19 protein-coding genes are annotated in these 18,546 nt (G+C 36.4%); 8 read left to right on the top strand and 11 right to left on the bottom strand.

Annotation, left to right across the window (positions count from 1 at the left end):
- Window positions 1–19: 19 nt before the first annotated feature.
- From DFQ08_RS15430 to DFQ08_RS15415, 4 genes are all read right to left on the bottom strand, one after another.
- Window positions 20–1,036: a DUF6588 family protein gene (locus tag DFQ08_RS15430; RefSeq protein WP_114310940.1), complete on the bottom strand. Its 1,017-nt coding sequence runs from the start codon at window positions 1,034–1,036 to the stop codon at window positions 20–22.
- Window positions 1,037–1,106: 70 nt separating this feature from the next.
- Window positions 1,107–3,647: a TonB-dependent receptor gene (locus DFQ08_RS15425; protein ID WP_114310957.1), complete on the bottom strand. Its 2,541-nt coding sequence runs from the start codon at window positions 3,645–3,647 to the stop codon at window positions 1,107–1,109.
- Complete coding sequence (locus DFQ08_RS15420) at window positions 3,634–4,551, bottom strand: FecR family protein (RefSeq protein WP_114310939.1); 918 nt, start codon at window positions 4,549–4,551, stop codon at window positions 3,634–3,636. Before DFQ08_RS15420 ends, DFQ08_RS15425 begins: the two co-directional genes overlap by 14 nt.
- A gap of 65 nt (window positions 4,552–4,616) precedes the next feature.
- Window positions 4,617–5,126 (bottom strand): RNA polymerase sigma factor, encoded by a 510-nt coding sequence (locus tag DFQ08_RS15415; protein WP_114310938.1) that lies wholly within the window; start codon window positions 5,124–5,126, stop codon window positions 4,617–4,619.
- Window positions 5,127–5,337: 211 nt separating this feature from the next.
- On the opposite strand from DFQ08_RS15415, the gene DFQ08_RS15410 reads away from it, so the two are divergent.
- From DFQ08_RS15410 to DFQ08_RS15400, 3 genes are all read left to right on the top strand, one after another.
- Window positions 5,338–6,390 (top strand): hypothetical protein, encoded by a 1,053-nt coding sequence (locus DFQ08_RS15410; RefSeq protein ID WP_114310937.1) that lies wholly within the window; start codon window positions 5,338–5,340, stop codon window positions 6,388–6,390.
- An 80-nt stretch (window positions 6,391–6,470) separates the two neighbouring features.
- Window positions 6,471–7,247 (top strand): membrane metalloprotease, encoded by a 777-nt coding sequence (locus DFQ08_RS15405; RefSeq protein ID WP_114310936.1) that lies wholly within the window; start codon window positions 6,471–6,473, stop codon window positions 7,245–7,247.
- 31 nt (window positions 7,248–7,278) lie between these two features.
- Window positions 7,279–7,875: a porin family protein gene (locus DFQ08_RS15400; protein ID WP_114310956.1), complete on the top strand. Its 597-nt coding sequence runs from the start codon at window positions 7,279–7,281 to the stop codon at window positions 7,873–7,875.
- A gap of 52 nt (window positions 7,876–7,927) precedes the next feature.
- On the opposite strand, the gene gyrB is transcribed toward DFQ08_RS15400, so the two are convergent.
- Window positions 7,928–9,877: a DNA topoisomerase (ATP-hydrolyzing) subunit B gene (gyrB, locus tag DFQ08_RS15395; RefSeq protein WP_114310935.1), complete on the bottom strand. Its 1,950-nt coding sequence runs from the start codon at window positions 9,875–9,877 to the stop codon at window positions 7,928–7,930.
- A gap of 274 nt (window positions 9,878–10,151) precedes the next feature.
- Here gyrB and DFQ08_RS16040 point away from each other — a divergent pair, with 274 nt between their 5' ends.
- The gene (locus DFQ08_RS16040) at window positions 10,152–10,358 is read left to right on the top strand and encodes a hypothetical protein (RefSeq protein WP_147269485.1); all 207 of its coding nucleotides are present in this window, start codon (window positions 10,152–10,154) and stop codon (window positions 10,356–10,358) included.
- Here DFQ08_RS16040 and DFQ08_RS16425 read toward each other — a convergent pair.
- From DFQ08_RS16425 to asnB, 5 genes are all read right to left on the bottom strand, one after another.
- A complete protein-coding gene (locus DFQ08_RS16425) occupies window positions 10,334–10,504 on the bottom strand; it encodes a pirin-like C-terminal cupin domain-containing protein (RefSeq protein ID WP_114310934.1) in 171 nt (56 codons plus the stop codon). The genes DFQ08_RS16040 and DFQ08_RS16425 overlap by 25 nt on opposite strands.
- Before the next feature lie 132 nt (window positions 10,505–10,636).
- Window positions 10,637–11,518: a pirin family protein gene (locus DFQ08_RS15385; protein WP_114310933.1), complete on the bottom strand. Its 882-nt coding sequence runs from the start codon at window positions 11,516–11,518 to the stop codon at window positions 10,637–10,639.
- Window positions 11,519–11,537: 19 nt separating this feature from the next.
- The gene (locus tag DFQ08_RS15380; protein ID WP_114310932.1) at window positions 11,538–11,879 is read right to left on the bottom strand and encodes a hypothetical protein; all 342 of its coding nucleotides are present in this window, start codon (window positions 11,877–11,879) and stop codon (window positions 11,538–11,540) included.
- A gap of 98 nt (window positions 11,880–11,977) precedes the next feature.
- Window positions 11,978–12,574: a Crp/Fnr family transcriptional regulator gene (locus DFQ08_RS15375; protein ID WP_114310931.1), complete on the bottom strand. Its 597-nt coding sequence runs from the start codon at window positions 12,572–12,574 to the stop codon at window positions 11,978–11,980.
- A gap of 96 nt (window positions 12,575–12,670) precedes the next feature.
- Window positions 12,671–14,344: an asparagine synthase B gene (asnB, locus tag DFQ08_RS15370; RefSeq protein WP_114310930.1), complete on the bottom strand. Its 1,674-nt coding sequence runs from the start codon at window positions 14,342–14,344 to the stop codon at window positions 12,671–12,673.
- 270 nt (window positions 14,345–14,614) lie between these two features.
- Between asnB and DFQ08_RS15365 the strand changes: the two genes are divergently transcribed.
- Window positions 14,615–15,160, top strand: coding sequence for a DUF2911 domain-containing protein (locus tag DFQ08_RS15365; RefSeq protein ID WP_114310929.1), 546 nt, complete (start codon window positions 14,615–14,617; stop codon window positions 15,158–15,160).
- An 81-nt stretch (window positions 15,161–15,241) separates the two neighbouring features.
- Here DFQ08_RS15365 and DFQ08_RS15360 read toward each other — a convergent pair whose 3' ends face one another.
- A complete protein-coding gene (locus DFQ08_RS15360; protein ID WP_114310928.1) occupies window positions 15,242–15,874 on the bottom strand; it encodes a 7-carboxy-7-deazaguanine synthase QueE in 633 nt (210 codons plus the stop codon).
- A 184-nt stretch (window positions 15,875–16,058) separates the two neighbouring features.
- On the opposite strand from DFQ08_RS15360, the gene DFQ08_RS15355 reads away from it, so the two are divergent.
- From DFQ08_RS15355 to DFQ08_RS15345, 3 genes are read left to right on the top strand one after another with little or no spacing between them, the layout of a single operon-like run.
- The gene (locus tag DFQ08_RS15355; RefSeq protein ID WP_114310927.1) at window positions 16,059–17,588 is read left to right on the top strand and encodes a helicase HerA-like domain-containing protein; all 1,530 of its coding nucleotides are present in this window, start codon (window positions 16,059–16,061) and stop codon (window positions 17,586–17,588) included.
- Window positions 17,589–17,604: 16 nt separating this feature from the next.
- Window positions 17,605–18,159 carry a hypothetical protein gene (locus DFQ08_RS15350; RefSeq protein WP_114310926.1) on the top strand — a complete coding sequence of 185 codons (555 nt, stop codon included), beginning with the start codon at window positions 17,605–17,607 and terminating at the stop codon, window positions 18,157–18,159.
- A 23-nt stretch (window positions 18,160–18,182) separates the two neighbouring features.
- On the top strand, window positions 18,183–18,545 hold the full coding sequence (locus DFQ08_RS15345) for a cupin domain-containing protein (RefSeq protein WP_114310925.1): 363 nt from the start codon (window positions 18,183–18,185) through the stop codon (window positions 18,543–18,545).
- Window position 18,546 lies beyond the last annotated feature (1 nt).

Genomic DNA, 18,546 nt, shown 5'->3' with positions numbered 1-18,546 from the left:
ATTAGGGTAAAAAATTAGATTATCTAAATCCAAAATTGATTCCTACAGAAAATGCATCGTATTCTGACATATGATACTCGGCATTTAATCTAAAAAATCCGACTTTTAATTTTGCACCTATAGTCCCTCTAACCGAACTAACGTTGCTAGACACAGAAAAAGGATCTACAATAGTCTCGGAAGACAGTAAACCATTGGTAACTCTATAGCTTCCTAATAAATCAGACTCTGATGTTCCGTTAATTAAGCCCACTCCTCCATAGACATTAATAACCGGTAATTTTGTAGAAGCAATAACTTGAAACAACCAAGTATTGGTATCATTTTCTAAGCGTTGGTTTTCTCCATCAATCCCTGAAGACTCCATTAAATTATAAGAGGCATCCACATGATTATAGGCGACTAATCCCGATAAGGCTACAGGCCATAGTTGACTTGTAGGAAGCCAATCCGTAACCTCTAATTGTAACCCTGCGCCGTACATACTTAAACTTACATCATCCGTATCAACTTTGGGTACAAATCGGGCTTTAAGCTCAACGCCTTTACCAAGTCCCACGGCTCCTTGAATAAAAGCTGTTGGTAGCATGTTGGCACTATTTTCACCAATGCCTTCTGGTAATTCTACCTCTGTGGTTTGGGTACCGAAAATAGGATCTTCATAAGTGACTTCTACAAATATCGGTGGTTCGTTTTTTCCGAGTACTGAAGACACCAATTGCGCATTTGGCCCTGCAACAAATTGCACATTATTATAGGTATCCGTATCTAAGCTAAAGGTCTTGTGTTCATCATTAATTAAGGCCGCATTCACAACAACCGACACTTCAAATCCGCCTAAGGGTTTTACCTCTGCAGAATTAAACCAATTGGCATTCATACTATGCATTATACCATTGGTTCCCGGTGCTAAATAGTCGTTAGCAAAACGCTGCGCATCATCAATACCGGCAGCAAGAAATACGTCAATATCATTTTGAGCTTTAAGATCATTGGCTAAAAAGCCCAAAAGGGTAAACAGAATTAGTCTTTTCATAAGTTTCAATTTTATGAGCGATTACACATCGCTGTATTTGTAGTGGGGTTTAAAATTATGTTTTTTTACTTTAGAAATTACAACGCACACTGATGTTGGGTGTAAGTCCTAAGGCTGTGTTTTGAATCGCAATTGCAGCATTCTCATTATTAGGGTCTACCTCATAATATTGCTGAATAACATTCTTTCTATCTAAAAGATTAAGCACACCTATTTTTACTGAAGAATACAGCGCGTCATTAATTTTGAATTTATAATTTAAAGACGCATCTAAACGCATAAAATCTCTTAAGTTGTTATTATTAGGCGTATCATAATTCACGTAGGTTGTATTTCCGTTTTGTACCGTTTGATTGGTCTCTAATGGCGTGGTATAAGGCTGTCCGGATCGCCAAATACCTCCAAAAGCAAGTTTAAAATTTTTAAAAAGGTCGTAATTGAAAGCAAAGGAAACGGAGTGTCTTATATCTGCGTTATTAGGAAAAACAGACGGATTCAAGGTCTCAAATTTATAATTGTTTACACTATAGGTATAACTTGCCCATGTACTAAAACGATTGGCTGTTTTATTTAACAGTACCTCTACTCCTTTCACAGTATAACTCCCAATAGCATTGAGGTACTGAAAATTGTTATAAAAGCCCTGATTAGAAACGGTAATCCCTTCTACCGTTTTATAAAAACCTTCTACATCAGCAACAAATCCTTTCCTTTTATACTGAAACCCTAATGCGGCTTGTTGACTTTCTGAAATAGGAATGCTTTGCTCATCAGCTAAAATCCAACGTCGGTTTTCAACACCTAAAAAATCATCTTGAAAATCTATAATCTGTGTAGCAGACTGATTTTTAAATTCGCCTTGCACCTTAAGCGCTATATCCTTTAGAAATTGGTAACGCAAATTTAGACGAGGTTCTACGAGTAGTTTATTGAATTTTTGAAAGTAGTTCATGCGAACCCCACCTCTTAAATACAACTGCTTGGATTGCCATTCTAATTCTGTAAACATGGCGTGATTTAAAAGTACATCCTTTTTGGTACGACTATAAGCCGGATTGCTAACAGAGGTTCCGTTTAAGATTCCTGTTTCTGTAAATTGGTAGCCACTAAAACTGGTTAGGTTTTCATGAAGTTTTAAATGCCCATGAAACTTTAGTCCTGTTTCTAACACCTCATTTGTTTGAATTAATTGCTGATCGGTCTCTGAGCGATAATCTGTGGCATCAACATTATACTGGCTATAATAAGCTCTTAAATTGGTTTGAAATTTATCACTCCACAGCGCCTCCCAATGCCCACCGAATCCTAAATTTTCTTGTTTTAAACGGCTTGCTTTAGACAAACTTTGATTAGATGTATTGGTATACCCTTCCTCATAATCTAAGTTATTACTAATTCCTATAACATGCGCTCTAAAGTGATGCTTCGTATTTAAATCAAATAATAATTTTGCGGAATAATCATAAAAATAGAACTCAGAATCACTGCGCTGTTCTTGAACTGGATCTGGGTTTGTAGCCACCTCACTATCTTGAAAACTACGCTGAAAATAATTATCGTAAGTTGGGGAATTTAAAACATCGGTAAACGAACGTCGCCCCGAAATATGTAAAGCTATTTTATCACTAAAAGGAATTTCTAAAAACGCATCTGCATGAATAAGATTAGCTCCAAAGCCGCCAGACAATTCCTCAGTCACCTCATCCTTAGTGAACATATTAATTGTACTCGAAACCCCATCGCTATAAGCACTGGACGTTCCGTTTTTAGTTACAATTACTTTATCCGTTAAATAAGGATTATAGGCCGATATGAGCCCGAAAAAATGCCCCGAGTGGTACATTTTTATCCCATCCCATAGCATTAAATTCTGATCATTAGTTCCGCCACGCACGTTGATATGAGCAATACTTTCATTTAAACTTTCTACCCCTGGCAAAGCTTGTATAGATTGTAATACATCGGGCTCTGTAAGTCCGGGTAAGATTCCGAATTTTGCCGTATTTAATTGGGTACTCCCTTCAATACGTTGTTGCAAACCTGTGGTTAAAAATTTTGAGATTACAATTTTATTAAGCCATTCGCTCTCAATAGGCATCACCACCGTTTCACAGTGGTCCTTTGCCCACAAGGTTTTAGCCAAAAGCGTTTGTGTTTTAAACCCTAAAAATGACATCTTAATGGTTGCGTCTACCGGAACAGCCTCAAGTTTAAAATGGCCTTCTTCATTTGTAACTGTCCCTTTTAATTGCCCTTCTACATAAACCGAAGCACCATACAATGGTATGTTATCTGTTGTCTTGAGTACACCACAAATTGAAATTGTTTTTTCTATGGTAGAAATCGTTATGTAGCGTGCCGTTAAGAATTTAAAATTTAATAAGGTGGTTTCATTTAGCGCCGAAATAATAGCTTTTAAAGCTGTATTTCCCTCAGGTTCTTCAACTAAAATATTATCAACATCATCTAATTTGTAGGAGAATTTCACATCAAACTTAGCTTCTAAATCTTGTAGAAGCTGAACCAATGGCAGTTGCTTTTGAATTTGCGCAACCGCATTAAGACTCAAAAAAAGCAAAACAACAAGTGAAACATATTTAGTGCGATTCATAATTGTAGAATTCAACCGTATTGCCTTTAATTTTATAGCTTAATTTTAAAGGAATCGTTACCGATTGCAATGCTATACTTCTATCGTTATGTGTAAAACTTCCTGTATATAATTGAGACGTATCCACCGCATTTGCTAAAATTGTAATACCATATTGGATTTCTAATTCGTCTATAACCTGCCACAACGGTACATTATTAAAGTTAGACTCTTTTATAATCCATGCCGGATTTTTAGCAATAACCTCTGTAACTGCCATCACCTCGCCCTTTACAACTCTAAAGGTTTTCCCTGGTGTCAATATGGTTTTCTTAGTATTATGAGTGACGCTTACCGATCCTTCATAACAAGTCACTTCAAAATAATCCTCACGTTCTTTAACATTAAATTCGGTACCTAAAACCTGAACAGCTCCAGCACTAGTTTCTACTGTGAAGGTCTTACCTTGTGTAACTTTAAAAAAAGCTTCTCCGTCTAGATTTAAATTTCGGTTTGACGCCCAGGTTTTCTTATTAAACCTAAGCTCTGATTTTGCATTTAAAATCACCTCTGAATCATCGGGTAAGTTAAAGGTTTCCGTTTGTGCTATCTCGGTGCTATACGATACCGAAGCGTCATTAAAGAATAAAGCATAAGAAAGCCCCAACATCACAACTAAAACCGCAGCAACCTTAAAAAAGGTTTTGAAGGTTAGAGACACAACCTTAGACGGTTTATTCTGCTTTTGCCTTGCTTTAAAATCGGCAAGTGCCTTCTCTTCATCCAGTTCTGGGAGACTAAATTGTTTGGTGTAGAATCTTGATTTCTCTAATACTGAAAAATCTTCATCAGGGTACAAACGTTTTATTTCTTCACTAGAAATTTCGTCATTAAACCATTTTAATATGTCACGTTCTTTAGTCATATCTAGAGCTATTCAGTATTAAGACACCTTCACATTATATTACCCTACGGCACCTCTTAAAAAATTTAAATTTTAATGCCGTCTAACTGAGATCGTATTGCTTTTAGGGCTGCAGACATTCGTTTTTCCACCGTTTTTTGAGATATATTTAAGAGCACTGCAATCTCACGATACTTTTTGTCTTCTATTCTGTTGAGTAAAAACACTTCGCGTTGCTCGGCACTTAAATTTGCGATAACCTTTTGTAATTTAGTTTTAAACTCCTCTTCCTCTAATAGGTATTCAGGGTTCAAGTTGGTTTGGTCTCTATAAGGGGCTTCCTTGGCGTAAGTAAATACTACTTTTTGGTGGCGCATTACATTTAAAAAGAGATTATTTACAGTAGTAAACAAGTAGGTTTTTGCTTTACTATAATCGATTTGCGAACAATTCTCCCATATTTTGGCAAAAGCGTCCTGCACCAAATCATACGATTTAGATTGGTCGCCACATTTATAAAAGGCAAAATTATGAGCCGCCTTTACATGAGAAAGGTAGAAGGCGTTAAAATGCTTTTCTTCGCAAAGGTTGGACATAAGGTCACTTATAAATTAGAATGGCAAATATCTAAAGGCAAAAATAAGTATAAAAAAATCAAGTTTAAATCCCCTAATGATGAACGTTTTATAAAAAACTTTAAAAAATAGCAAAAAAGCATAGGGTAAATTACAAGTTAAACGTCTTAGTTATAGAAAGCGTAAAAACACGCTTTTGAATTTATATTTGTTAAACCCAAAAATCAATAGTATGAAAAATTCAAAATTCTTAACCGCATTATTATTTATGGCCGCTTTGGTATTGTCGTCTTGTCAAGATGAAATCAACGATGAAACCGGAGACAACCCTAATACCAATACAGCCAATTCTACAACAGCAAAAAATTTAGAGCGTTCAGCAATGTACGATGGAAGTTTTGATGACTTTTTAGACGACACCTCTTGCTCTTCTATTTTATTACCAGCTACGGTAACGGTAAATAACACCCAGGTTTCTTTAGTAACGGCTTCAGATTACAGCCTTGTTTTAGAGCTTCTTGGAACCTATACCGATGATGAAGATACGATTGAATTTCAATTTCCATTAACCGTAAAGCTTAGTAACTACAATGAAGTTCTTGTTACTAATGAAGCTGATTTTGAGACTTTAATGGAGGCTTGCGAAACCGCAGAAGATGAAGCGGAAGATGCCATTAATTGTTTAAACATAGATTTTCCAATTACCATCCTAACTTACAGTACTAATATTGAACAAACAGGAAGTGTTGTGATTGAATCTGAACAACATCTATATGCGTATATGAACAATTTTGACGATACGGAATTCTTTGCCGTGAGTTACCCAATTACAGCAACTTTAAATAGTAATACCACTGTTGAAATTACATCGGATGCCGATTTACAAAGTTATATTAACCAGTGTTTAGAAATAGAGGATGATATGGAAGACGCTGAAGATGATGCTGAAGATGTAGAGGAAATTTTAGTTGAAGGCATATTTACTATAGACGCGTTTATTACAGCAGGTGTAGATACTGCAAATGATTTTAGCGACTACACTTTAAACTTTGCTAATGATCTTACGGTAACAGCTGAACACACCACGAATGCAACTGTAGAAGCTGTAAACGGCACCTATGAAGTCGCATCTGAATTAGACATCTTTGTTAGCTTAACGTTTTCTCAAAGTTCAAATTTTGAAATCTTAAACGACACATGGAAAGTTACCCAATATTCTGAAAGCACAATTTCCCTACAAAGTACAACAAATGGAGCAGTCACTTTGGTTTTAGCCCAAATATAAGACCAAAGCTTCAGGTGAAATGTACAGGTTATGGTAAGCAGCTACCGTTTTGGTAGCTGCTTTAATTAAAACAAATAACGATGGTTTATAAAATTTTAGCAATATCGGTTTTACTACTCTTAATCACAGGGTGTGCTACAGAAAACACGCTCAATGATGGGCAAGCAGACGATGTCAATGTTAGCCTCAACCGACAAAATGTAGGAACCTCTGCGCATGACTTTTTATCAGATGACACCTATACAAGTCTTCTTATTGAAATGGTTTATGTTGAAGGTTTTGACCCCCAACAAAGCAGCATCAGTAATTTAATAACGTTTATTAACAACAGAACCTACAAACCTGATGGTGTTACGGTAGAAAAAAGAAGTATCGCCTCACCTGGTTTAGAAACTTATAGTATTCAGGATATTGCTGATATTGAAATGGCAGAGCGAACCCATTACAACACGGAAGATCAAATGACCTTATGGGTCTATTTTTCTGACGGACAAGCTTCAAGCAATACCGAAACCAATGTAGTCTTAGGTACCGCTTATTGGAACTCCTCCTTTGTTCTTTTTGAAGACAGTATTCAAAGTGTAAGCAACGGTCCATTTGACCCTGATCGGGAATTATTAGAAACCACAGTGATTACTCATGAATTTGGCCACCTCCTTGGACTTACAAACTTAGGCACCCCAATGGAAACCGAACATGAAGATGAGGCTCACCCCAAACATTGTAATAATGAAAACTGTTTAATGTATTGGTCTTCAGAATCGTCTGCAGGTTTAGAAAACATGATTAACATGAGCGCTGCACCTGAATTAGACAACGCTTGTCTTAATGACCTTTTAGCCCATGGCGGGAAATAAAATCATCTCAAATTTAATTAAAAATAACATTATGAAAACAACTTATATCTATCTCGTATTAGCATTCTCAATGCTTACTAATCTTTACGCTCAAGACGCCCAGACCGCAAATAACAAATCTAATGCAGGTTTAAAATTTGGTTACAATTTAGCCGCAGTAAGTTTTGATGGAGACACTGAAACTGGACAGCGTCATGGGTTCCATGCTGGTTTTTATGGTGAATCATTTGCCACTAACAAGCTAGCCTTTCAGGTTGAAATTTTATACGCGCAACAAGGTTATGAAGTGAAAGACAACAGTGGCACCTTCACACAGAAATTAGATTATATCAATATGCCTTTACTTTTAAAGTTATATCCTAGTAACAATTTCTTTTTAGAGGCTGGACCACAAATTGGTTTAGCAATCTCTCATAAAGAAGAATTTGATAGTAGTTTTAATCTTTTTGATACCGAACAAAAGTTTAATCCTAATCGTTTTGATTGGGGAATGAATTTTGGAGGCGGTGTTAAAACGGACTCCGGTGTAAGCTTTGGTGTAAGATATCATTTAGGACTAGGAGACATCTACGACGACGGAAACCCTAGAAATAGAGTGTGGAAATTCTCCTTAGGTTTTGACTTTTAAGCAAAAAAAACGCATATTAAATATGCGTTTTTTTGTAACTATAATATTCTATTTAGGCATCAATATTAGCATAAATAGCGTTCTTTTCAATAAACTCTCTACGTGGCGGAACCTCATCTCCCATTAACATTGAGAACACACGGTCTGCCTCTACACCATTTTCTATTTGTACTAAACGCATGGTTCTAAATTCTGGATTCATTGTTGTATCCCACAATTGCTCCGCATTCATTTCTCCAAGACCTTTATAACGTTGAATTTTAGCATTATCACCAAATTCAGCTAAAATAGCATCACGCTCTTTATCTGACCATGCATATTGTTTTTTCGCTCCTTTTTTAACTAAATATAAAGGCGGTGTTGCAATATAGATGTATCCGTTTTCTACCAATTCTTTCATATATCTAAAGAAGAAAGTCAAAATTAGTGTGGCAATATGACTACCATCAATATCGGCATCACACATAATTACAACCTTATGGTATCTTAATTTTGAAAGGTTTAAGGCTTTACTATCTTCTTCCGTTCCGATGGTCACCCCTAAAGCGGTAAAAATGTTTTTGATTTCTTCGTTTTCAAAAACTTTATGGGTCATCGCTTTTTCTACGTTAAGAATCTTACCTCTTAATGGTAGAATCGCTTGAAAGGCTCTATCTCTACCTTGCTTAGCCGTACCACCTGCCGAATCTCCCTCGACAAGGAATACTTCACATTTTGCAGGATCTTGTTCAGAACAATCCGATAATTTCCCAGGTAAACCACCAATACTCATAACGGTTTTACGTTGCACCATTTCACGCGCTTTCTGTGCAGCGTGACGGGCTTGAGCGGCTAAAATCACTTTCTGTACAATGGTTTTAGCATCATCAGGATGCTCTTCTAAGTAATCCGTTAACATTTCTGAAACGGCCTGACTCACAGAAGCAGAGACCTCACGGTTTCCTAATTTTGTTTTCGTTTGCCCCTCAAATTGTGGTTCAGCAACTTTTACTGAAACAATCGCGGTTAATCCTTCACGGAAATCATCTCCAGAGATATCAAATTTCAACTTTTCTAACATTCCAGATTCATCAGCATACTTTTTAAGGGTATGTGTTAAACCTCTTCTAAATCCAGATAAGTGTGTTCCTCCTTCATGCGTATTAATATTATTTACATAAGAATGTAAATTTTCAGCATAAGAAGTATTATAAACCATGGCTACCTCAACAGGAACGCCATTTTTTTCACCTTCAAAAGCAATAACATCTTTCATTAAAGGCTCACGTGTTTCATCTAAAAACTTAATAAATTCTTTAAGTCCTTCTTCAGAATGAAACGTTTCACCTTCATATTCACCATCTTCTTTTTTATGACGTTTATCAATCAAATGAATGGTAATCCCTTTATTTAAGTACGCTAATTCACGTAAACGACTCGCAAGGGTATCATAACTATACTCTAAAGTTTGAGTAAATATGGTTGGATCTGGTTTAAAGGTTACAATTGTACCTCTCTTATCCGTATCGCCAACTTTCTTTACAGGATACATGGCTTTACCACGCTCGTACTCCTGCTCCCAAATTTCACCTTTTCTATAAACCGTAGCTTTTAAGTGCTCTGATAAGGCGTTAACACAACTTACACCAACACCGTGTAATCCACCAGAAACTTTATAAGAATCTTTATCGAATTTACCACCGGCTCCAATTTTAGTCATCACAACCTCAAGTGCAGAAACGCCTTCTTTTTTATGTAAATCTACAGGAATACCACGTCCATCATCTTCGGTAGTAATTGAGTTATCTTCGTTAATAGTAACACTAATGTTATCACAGTGACCGGCTAAAGCTTCGTCAATAGAGTTATCTACAACTTCATATACTAAATGGTGCAAACCACGAACCCCCACATCACCGATATACATGGAAGGACGCATACGCACGTGCTCCATACCCTCTAGGGCCTGAATACTATCTGCGGAATAATTATCCTTATTAAATTCTTCTCTTTTTTCGCTCATTATTTTGAATACGTTTAGTTCTAATCTTTATTTTATAAAAGGTTCCGTTCTTCAACGGAATCAATTCAGCTATCTCAATTTCCTTCAATTTCATTTCGAAAATTAAGAGCTTTTTTGACATAAAAAAATGACACAGCTGTATCATTTTTAGAATACTAACAAATATAAGGATTTTAAACGCATTTAAAAAGCTTTTTACCCCTCTAAGCCAATAATTATCAACATTTGTTCAAAATTAAAAAAGTCGCTTAAAAAGGCTAAAAACAACCTTAAAATGGATTTTAGTAATTTTCAACGCTTTGATTCTATTTCAAAAATCAAAATGGGCGCAAACCGCTTATTTTTTAGGCTTATTTTCTTTTCTACGGAAGACTTTTTTATTAAAACTGATAAAATTCGTCTTCAATCTTCAGATTTATTCGATGGTGATTCACCTGCACCCCCTTTAGGTTGTGGTCAAGGAATACGCCGGGTATCATGAAGGACTTTTGGAAACTGGCCTGCCTTCCAAGCTGCTTTAGCTTTTGCAATTGGTATTTTATCTGACGCCACAAAATTCCATTCTATAAATTGTTCATCTAGAAAGGCCTCTCCGCCAAAATTATAAATGGTAGAATTGGCTTCAATTTCAAAAGTAAAAAAATATACTGTCTTTGGCGCCCCCTAACTGTTTGGCCTAGTAAGTAGGTCTATCGTTTATTAGACGTCCTTGCTTACAAAGAAAAAACAGCCCAAAATGGTGCTGCTTTCTTATAGGTACTAATCTTCTAAGTACCCAAATTTACCGGTATTAAAATCTTGAAATGCGTCTATCAATTCCTCTTTTGTATTCATTACAAAAGGACCATGCGCCGCGATGGGCTCCTTGAGAGGTTCTCCACTTAACACTAAAATCACGGCATTGTTTTCAGCTTCAACGGTAAAAGATTCCCCATCGTTACCAAACATTACAAAATGATCTTCCTCTGCTTTGGTATCTCCATTAATAACAGCATCGCCTTCAACCATTAAAATAGCCGTGGTGTAATGAGCAGGAAATGACAATTGGGTTTTAGCTCCGGTTTTTAATTTGACATTATACATGTGAATTGGCGAAAATGTAGACGCCGGACCTTGTTCTCCTTCATACGCACCGGCAATTACTTCTAATTCTCCGGCAGCGTTTGGCAAAGCTACTTTGGTAATCTCAGCATTTGCAATGGCTTGGTATTTGGGCGCACTCATTTTATCCTTAGCCGGTAAGTTAACCCATAACTGTACCATTTGAAATTCACCTCCTGTTTTACTCCATTCGGTTTCATGAAATTCTTTATGTAACACCCCTGAAGCTGCCGTCATCCATTGCACATCTCCTTCGCCAATAATACCGCCACCACCAGCACTATCGCCATGTTCTACACAACCTTTGTAAGCAATGGTTACGGTTTCGAACCCACGGTGCGGATGTACGCCCACACCTTTTGGTTTATCGGTCGCCGGAAAATTATACTTGGAATTATAGTCGAGCATAATAAACGGATCCATACGCTGCATGCTTGAGCTCCCCGGTATAAAATTGTGAACTCTAAATCCATCACCAACAAAATGTGGTGTTCCTGGTGCGGTTACTTTTTCTATTTGTCTTTCTTTATATGTTTTCATAATCGTTTTAGGTATTAAATTATAAGCGTTGCGCTAAGTTTAATGCTAATGAGTTATCGAGATAATTGGTCTGAGCGTTGGGCTTCTTGGTCTTCCAATACGCTGCTTTAACCGTTTCAGCTAAACTGCTATCCTCGGTATATTCCACCAACACTAAATTCTCCTTTAGTAGAGGAAGAAGAGAGTTTAACTTCTTTTTATCGGATTCACTTAACGTACTAGAGAGCGCAACCACAGCAAAATGATGCCGTTGCAGGTGCTCAATTGCTTGCTCTACATGACGCACTGTAGAGACCTTCCAATTTAAAATTCTCGGATTTGTAGTCGCTTTGGTTACCACTAACACTTCTAATTGTCTCATAGCTGCTTTGTTTTATGACTGTAAAATTACGGGAACATAAAAGCATGTGCATTGATATTTGATAAGAAGCACTGTGCTATACCATTTAAGAATGGACTTTAATTAGATTTAAAGTTTTCTGCCGCCAAGGCTTTACGTACCCGACTTAGACTTTCTGGAGTAATCCCTAAATAGGAAGCAATCATCCATTGTGGTACACGCAGCATAAGGTCGGGGTGTCGCTGTACAAATTCTAAATAGCGCACCTTAGCCGAAGCACCAATTAACAAACTGACGCGTTTGTATAAATGACGAATATGATTCTGTAATAATTTTTCGTTATGCACTCTAAAACTTGAATTCACTTTGGCGACTTCATTTACAAATGCTTCATCAAACAACACCACAACGGTAGGTTCTATAGCATCGATATAATAGGTAGAGGGTTCTTGAAAAAACACACTTCCACGGTCGCTAACAATACCATTTTCAGTTGCAAATTGTAAGATATTCTCTTTTCCTTCTTCATTTAAGGCATAAAGACGAAGCACACCACTTTCAACAAAAAACGAATGCGAACACACCTCACCTGCTTTTAATAAAAACGCATTGTTAGCTACGGTTTCTGTTCGCATAAAAGGTGTAACCTGAAGAACTTCTTCTGCTGTCAGTCCTCCTTTTTCAATAAGAAAGTTTGTAAAATTTGGTAAGCTCATAACTTTAATTAAGATGATGAATTTACAACAATGTGGGTATAAAAAAAAAGACCAATCTTATTTTGATTGGTCTTTTATCATCGTAATTAAAATAGTTTAAGCTTTTACGTACGAATCGGAATGCACTTTAGCAACCGCTCTCCCCGAAGGATCGTTCATGTTTTTAAAGGCTTCGTCCCATTCTAAAGCCGTGGCTGTACTACAGGCAACACTAGCTTCTTGTGGCACACTTAATGCCGCAGCGTCACTAGGGAAATGACCTTCAAATATAGAGCGGTAATAATACTCTTCTTTGTTTAATGGCGTGTTAATTGGAAAACGGAATTTTGCATTTTCAATTTGCTCATCAGAAACTTCTTTTTCTACCAATTCTTTTAAGGTATCAATCCAGCTATACCCAACACCATCTGAAAACTGTTCTTTTTGTCGCCATGCTACACTTTCAGGAATATAATCTTCAAAAGCTTTACGGATAACCCATTTTTCCATACGCTCCCCGTTAATCATTTTATCCTTAGGGTTAATGCGCATAGCCACATCCATAAACTCTTTATCTAAAAATGGCACACGACCTTCAATACCCCAAGCGGCTAAACTTTTGTTCGCTCTTAAGCAATCGTACATATGTAACTTATCGAGTTTACGTACAGTCTCTTCATGAAACTCTTGAGCGTCTGGCGCTTTATGAAAGTATAAATATCCTCCAAATAACTCATCAGCTCCCTCCCCTGAAAGCACCATTTTTATTCCCATAGATTTAATTACACGAGCCATTAAATACATAGGTGTTGACGAACGAATAGTTGTTATATCATAAGTTTCAATGTTGTAGATTACATCTTTAATAGCATCTAACCCTTCTTGTATGGTAAATTTAATTTCATGGTGTACCGTACCAATATGATCGGCCACTTTTTTAGCTGCCGCTAAATCTGGAGACCCCTCTAATCCAACAGAGAACGAGTGTAATTGTGGCCACCATGCTTTTTCTTGGTCATCGGCTTCAATACGTTTTTCAGAATATTTTTTTGCTATAGCAGAGGTCACTGAAGAATCTAAACCTCCTGATAATAATACCCCGTAAGGCACATCACTCATTAATTGTCTGTGTACGGCCGCTTCTAAAGCTTCTTTAACTTCAGCTATACTAGTTTCATTTTCTTTTACCGCCTCATAGGTTTTCCAATCGCGTTTGTACCACTGTACAAATTCACCATCTTTACTCGACATATAATGTCCTGGAGGAAACAGTTCAATTTTAGTACAGATACCTTCCAAAGCTTTTAATTCTGATGCCACATAGAAAGTTCCACTTTTATCCCATCCGATGTATAAAGGAATAATTCCCATATGGTCTCTTGCAATAAAATACTCATCTTTTTCAGCATCATAAATGGCAAAGCCAAAAATACCGTTCATTTCATCTACAAAATCCACACCTTTTTCTTGGTATAAAGCAAGAATCACCTCACAGTCACTCTCGGTCTGAAAATCATATTTCCCTTCAAATTGCTGACGCAGTTCTCTGTGGTTATAGATTTCTCCATTTGCTGCTAAAACTAATTTTTTATCAGGACTGAATAAAGGTTGCTTACCAGAAGCTGGATCTACTATCGCTAGACGCTCATGCGCCATTATCGCCTTGTCATCACTAAAAATACCACTCCAATCTGGACCACGATGACGGATAACTTTCGCCATTTCTAATACTTGAGGTCTTAAATCGTCTACTTTCTGTTTTATATCAAACGCACATACTATTCCGCACATAACTTTTATTTTTATTAGGATATGACTTCTAAAATCAAGCCATTAATTATTAATTACAGTACAAATATGAAATTAAACTTTCATTTTAAAAACAGATAAACACATAATGGTTTTAAATTACAACTTAAAACCATCTATTATATTCATATTAAAACAAAATAACGACTTTATAACTCCTTTAGCTATGAAACTGTAAATTTTACACATTAATTACGACTAGTTAGTAAATTATAAACGCATTTAACAAAAACAACTAACACCTAAAGACTTATGAAAAAATCAAACCTAATGACCTCAATAGCTTTTGCATTGCTATTCCTTTTAACGCTGAATGTGAGTGCACAAGAATTTAAAGGTTTAGACAAAAGCCCAATGGATGCCGCATCATTTCCTACGAGTTACAAAGAGGCTAACAAACTGATTAAAATTACTTACAGTCGTCCTCAATTAAAGGGACGTGCCGTAGAAGAATTAGTAAAAGAAGGAGATGTATGGCGCGTTGGTGCTAATGAAGCAGCTGAGCTTACGCTTTATACAGACATGAAATTAGGCGGACAATTGGTAAAAGCAGGAACCTACACATTTTATGTTATTCCTGGTCAGAAAGAATGGACAGCCATTATAAATACAGACCTTAATGTTTGGGGAAGCTATTTTTATAATGAAGACAATGATGTAGCACGTATTTCTGTGCCTGTAACAACAGCTAAAGAATCTTTAGAAGCATTTTCTATTGCTTTTGATAAATCTGAAAAAGGTGTTGATATGCATTTAGGTTGGGGCACAATAAGAGCTGCTGTACCGTTTACAAAATAATATCCTTTTTATAAAGTAAAAAAGTTCCGCTGATTATATCAACGGAACTTTTTTTGTTTTAAATAATTCGCTTTAGGCTCACTAAGGAATATTTAAATATTTATGGGTTTGTAACGACACTTTCCATTTTGGATGGTCCATAACATAATCTACAATTTTAGGAATAACTTTATCGCGTTTACTCCACTCGGGTTGCAGATACAAAATACAATCTCCGTTAACTTTTTCTGCTTGCTCTTCAGCAAACTTAAAATCGTCATTATTATAAATAATACATTTTAGCTCATGAGCTTTCTCATAAACTTCTTTTGTAGGTAATTTCATTTTTTTAGGCGATAGACAGATCCAGTCCCACTCCCCTGTTAGTTTGTAAGCTCCAGAAGTTTCAATATGTGTTTGAACCCCTTTAGCTTTTAACTGCGCTGTAAGCGGCCCCATGTCCCAAGTTAAAGGCTCTCCACCGGTAACAATAATAGTATTACTATATTTTACAGCATTATCTACAATCTTCTCTGTTGCTGTAGGCGGATGTAACTCGGCCAACCAGCTTTCTTTTACATCGCACCAATGGCATCCCACATCACACCCTCCTATTCTTACAAAATAAGCCGCTGTTCCTTTGTGAAATCCCTCACCTTGAATGGTGTAAAATTCTTCCATTAAAGGTAATAATAAACCTTTATCTATTAATTCTTGTCGTTCTCTTCTTGTCATAAGGCTGCAAAGATAGTTATTTAGTTGTCAGTCACCATCTCTACACCCACTAATCTACAGGTTAAATTTTATTCGGCAAGTCCAATAAACACAAGGACCAACAGCTATCTTTGCTAAAGTATGAATGTGAAAACTGTTTCATAGCTGAGTAAATTACATTATTTTTATACAAATTTTCTGATGAATGAAGAACTCTGAAGCTTTCGTAAAAGAAATTACTGACGGAAACACCTGTAAAGGTGAGTATATTACCCTAGGCGCTGCAATGTTAGAGGGCCAAACCATGACCAATACTTTTGTTAATGTGCCGCTAAAAACCATGAACCGACATGGGCTAATTGCTGGGGCTACAGGTACCGGAAAAACTAAAACACTACAAGTTTTGGCTGAAAATCTTTCAGAAAAAGGGGTTCCGGTTTTACTTATGGATATAAAAGGGGATTTAAGTGGACTTGCAAAACCAAGTCCTGGCCATGCTAAAATAGACGAGCGTCACCAACAAATTGGCTTACCTTTTAATCCTCAAGCTTTTCCTGTTGAAATGCTAACCTTATCAGAACAAGACGGCGTGCGCTTACGGGCTACCATAAGTGAATTTGGCCCGGTGTTAATCTCAAGAATTTTAGATGTTACCGAAACCCAAGCTGGTATTATTTCGGTTATTTTTAAATATTGTGATGATAACCACCTGCCGCTATTAGACCTAAAAGATTTTAAGAAGATCTTGCAATATGCCACTAATGAAGGGAAAGAAGAGTTTCAAAAAGCTTATGGACGAATTTCAACAGCCTCTACCGGTGCTATTCTTAGAAAAATAATAGAAATAGAACAACAAGGTGGTGACTTATTCTTCGGTGAAAAATCATTTGATACTGAAGATTTATTACGTGTTGACGACCAAGGAAGAGGTTATATCAATATACTTCGACTAACCGATATTCAAGATAAACCTAAGTTATTCTCAACGTTTATGTTGAGTTTACTCGCCGAAATTTATTCTACATTTCCGGAACAAGGCGATAGTGGACGTCCGGAACTCATTATGTTTATTGACGAAGCTCATTTAATTTTCAATGAAGCTTCTGATGCCTTATTAGATCAGATAGAAAGTATTGTAAAACTAATTCGTAGTAAAGGGGTCGGCTTATATTTTGTAACTCAAAATCCAACGGATGTTCCTGAGGAAGTCTTAGGCCAACTTGGTTTAAAAGTGCAACATGCTTTAAGAGCTTTTACAGCAAAAGACCGAAAAGCCATAAAACTTACAGCACAGAATTACCCTGACACGGAATATTACGACACTGCTGATGTGCTGACGTCATTAGGAATTGGAGAAGCTTTAGTCTCTGCTTTAGATGAAAAAGGAAAACCTACTCCATTAGCTGCAACACTATTACGAGCACCAATGAGTAGAATGGATGTTTTAACGGATAGTGAATTAAGCGGACTTATAGCAGAATCTAAACTGGCTAGGAAATACAATGAAACTATAGATCGTGAGAGTGCTTACGAGATGCTTAATAAAAAAATTAAACAAGCTGAAGCTGAAGAAGCCAAACAAAAAGCCCAAGAAGAAAAGGAAGCCCTAAAACGTGCGGCCACTAAAAAAACATCGCGACGTCAAAGCACGCGTATGAATCCTTTAGTAAAGGTTTTAACGAGCGCTACAGTTATTAGAAGCGTTCTTGGTATTCTCAGTAAAATGATTAAATAAATTGTAAAAATTAAACATGAATAAACCCTTTTTAGCAGCCCTTGCTGCTTCGCTTATCATTACAAGTTGTACAACGGACAATAGCAATCCGTTTTTAATAAAAAAAGATCATATCGGGTTATTAAACGATTCTACAAAAGTTAAAGATTTAGAAACCATTTTTAGCAAAGACTCTGTAGTAAACGTTAATAATAGAAACCAAATTTATGGTGGAGGAAACACTATTGAAGTCTTTGAGAAAGGCGGTAAAAAACTTTTAGATTTATCTCCTAAAACACCTTTAGATTCCATGTCTGTCATTTCTACTGTACGTATTATTGACGAACGTTATAAGACGGACAAAGATATTTCTACAATAAGTACATTTAAAGCGCTTAGAGACAATTACAAAATCTCTAAAATAGATAACCTTATCAATGTTATTGTGGTCTCTGTAAATGAGATCAATGCCTCTTTCACTATTGATAAAAATGAATTACCTGCAAGTATGCGATTTGACAGGGACTTAGTTATAGACCCGCTTCAAATTCCTGAAAAAGCAAAAATTAAATTTTTTATGTTGCATTGGTAATATAAAAAATAGAACGAGATAACATGAAAAAATACACCATACAGAATGCTCCTTTTGTTGTTCCTACAACAGACGGAAAAGTAATAAAAGAACACTTTGGGCAAGCTAGTGACGGTAATAGCGACATAAGCATTGCACATATGATAGCGCCAGCAGGCTGGTCTGAACCTTTTCAGACACCAGAGTTTGACGAATACACCTTCATTATAAAAGGTAAGAAGCAATTTATTATAGACGGTGAAACTATTATTTTAGAAGCCGGTCAATCTATTAAAGTTGAAAAAAACACAAGGCTTCAATACTCAAATCCGTTTACAGAACCTTGTGAATATTTAGCCATTTGCCGCCCAGCCTTTACTATGGATGCGGTTAATAGAGAAGATTAGT

Origin of the sequence: Winogradskyella arenosi, from assembly GCF_003337305.1 — a bacterium.
GTDB lineage: Bacteria > Bacteroidota > Bacteroidia > Flavobacteriales > Flavobacteriaceae > Winogradskyella > Winogradskyella arenosi.
The sequence above is the reverse complement of the archived record's forward strand: the minus strand, read 5'-3'. Positions and strand labels throughout refer to the sequence as shown.

Excerpts from the sequence above, each read along its gene's own strand:
- DFQ08_RS15430 (WP_114310940.1), bottom strand. The coding sequence starts at position 1,036 with ATGAAAAGACTAATTCTGTTTACCCTTTTGGGCTTTTTAGCCAATGAT.
- DFQ08_RS15425 (WP_114310957.1), bottom strand. The coding sequence starts at position 3,647 with ATGAATCGCACTAAATATGTTTCACTTGTTGTTTTGCTTTTTTTGAGT.
- DFQ08_RS15420 (WP_114310939.1), bottom strand. The coding sequence starts at position 4,551 with ATGACTAAAGAACGTGACATATTAAAATGGTTTAATGACGAAATTTCT.
- DFQ08_RS15415 (WP_114310938.1), bottom strand. The coding sequence starts at position 5,126 with ATGTCCAACCTTTGCGAAGAAAAGCATTTTAACGCCTTCTACCTTTCT.
- DFQ08_RS15410 (WP_114310937.1), top strand. The coding sequence starts at position 5,338 with ATGAAAAATTCAAAATTCTTAACCGCATTATTATTTATGGCCGCTTTG.
- DFQ08_RS15405 (WP_114310936.1), top strand. The coding sequence starts at position 6,471 with ATGGTTTATAAAATTTTAGCAATATCGGTTTTACTACTCTTAATCACA.
- DFQ08_RS15400 (WP_114310956.1), top strand. The coding sequence starts at position 7,279 with ATGAAAACAACTTATATCTATCTCGTATTAGCATTCTCAATGCTTACT.
- gyrB (WP_114310935.1), bottom strand. The coding sequence starts at position 9,877 with ATGAGCGAAAAAAGAGAAGAATTTAATAAGGATAATTATTCCGCAGAT.
- DFQ08_RS16040 (WP_147269485.1), top strand. The coding sequence starts at position 10,152 with ATGGATTTTAGTAATTTTCAACGCTTTGATTCTATTTCAAAAATCAAA.
- DFQ08_RS15385 (WP_114310933.1), bottom strand. The coding sequence starts at position 11,518 with ATGAAAACATATAAAGAAAGACAAATAGAAAAAGTAACCGCACCAGGA.
- DFQ08_RS15380 (WP_114310932.1), bottom strand. The coding sequence starts at position 11,879 with ATGAGACAATTAGAAGTGTTAGTGGTAACCAAAGCGACTACAAATCCG.
- DFQ08_RS15375 (WP_114310931.1), bottom strand. The coding sequence starts at position 12,574 with ATGAGCTTACCAAATTTTACAAACTTTCTTATTGAAAAAGGAGGACTG.
- asnB (WP_114310930.1), bottom strand. The coding sequence starts at position 14,344 with ATGTGCGGAATAGTATGTGCGTTTGATATAAAACAGAAAGTAGACGAT.
- DFQ08_RS15365 (WP_114310929.1), top strand. The coding sequence starts at position 14,615 with ATGAAAAAATCAAACCTAATGACCTCAATAGCTTTTGCATTGCTATTC.
- DFQ08_RS15360 (WP_114310928.1), bottom strand. The coding sequence starts at position 15,874 with ATGACAAGAAGAGAACGACAAGAATTAATAGATAAAGGTTTATTATTA.
- DFQ08_RS15355 (WP_114310927.1), top strand. The coding sequence starts at position 16,059 with ATGAAGAACTCTGAAGCTTTCGTAAAAGAAATTACTGACGGAAACACC.
- DFQ08_RS15350 (WP_114310926.1), top strand. The coding sequence starts at position 17,605 with ATGAATAAACCCTTTTTAGCAGCCCTTGCTGCTTCGCTTATCATTACA.
- DFQ08_RS15345 (WP_114310925.1), top strand. The coding sequence starts at position 18,183 with ATGAAAAAATACACCATACAGAATGCTCCTTTTGTTGTTCCTACAACA.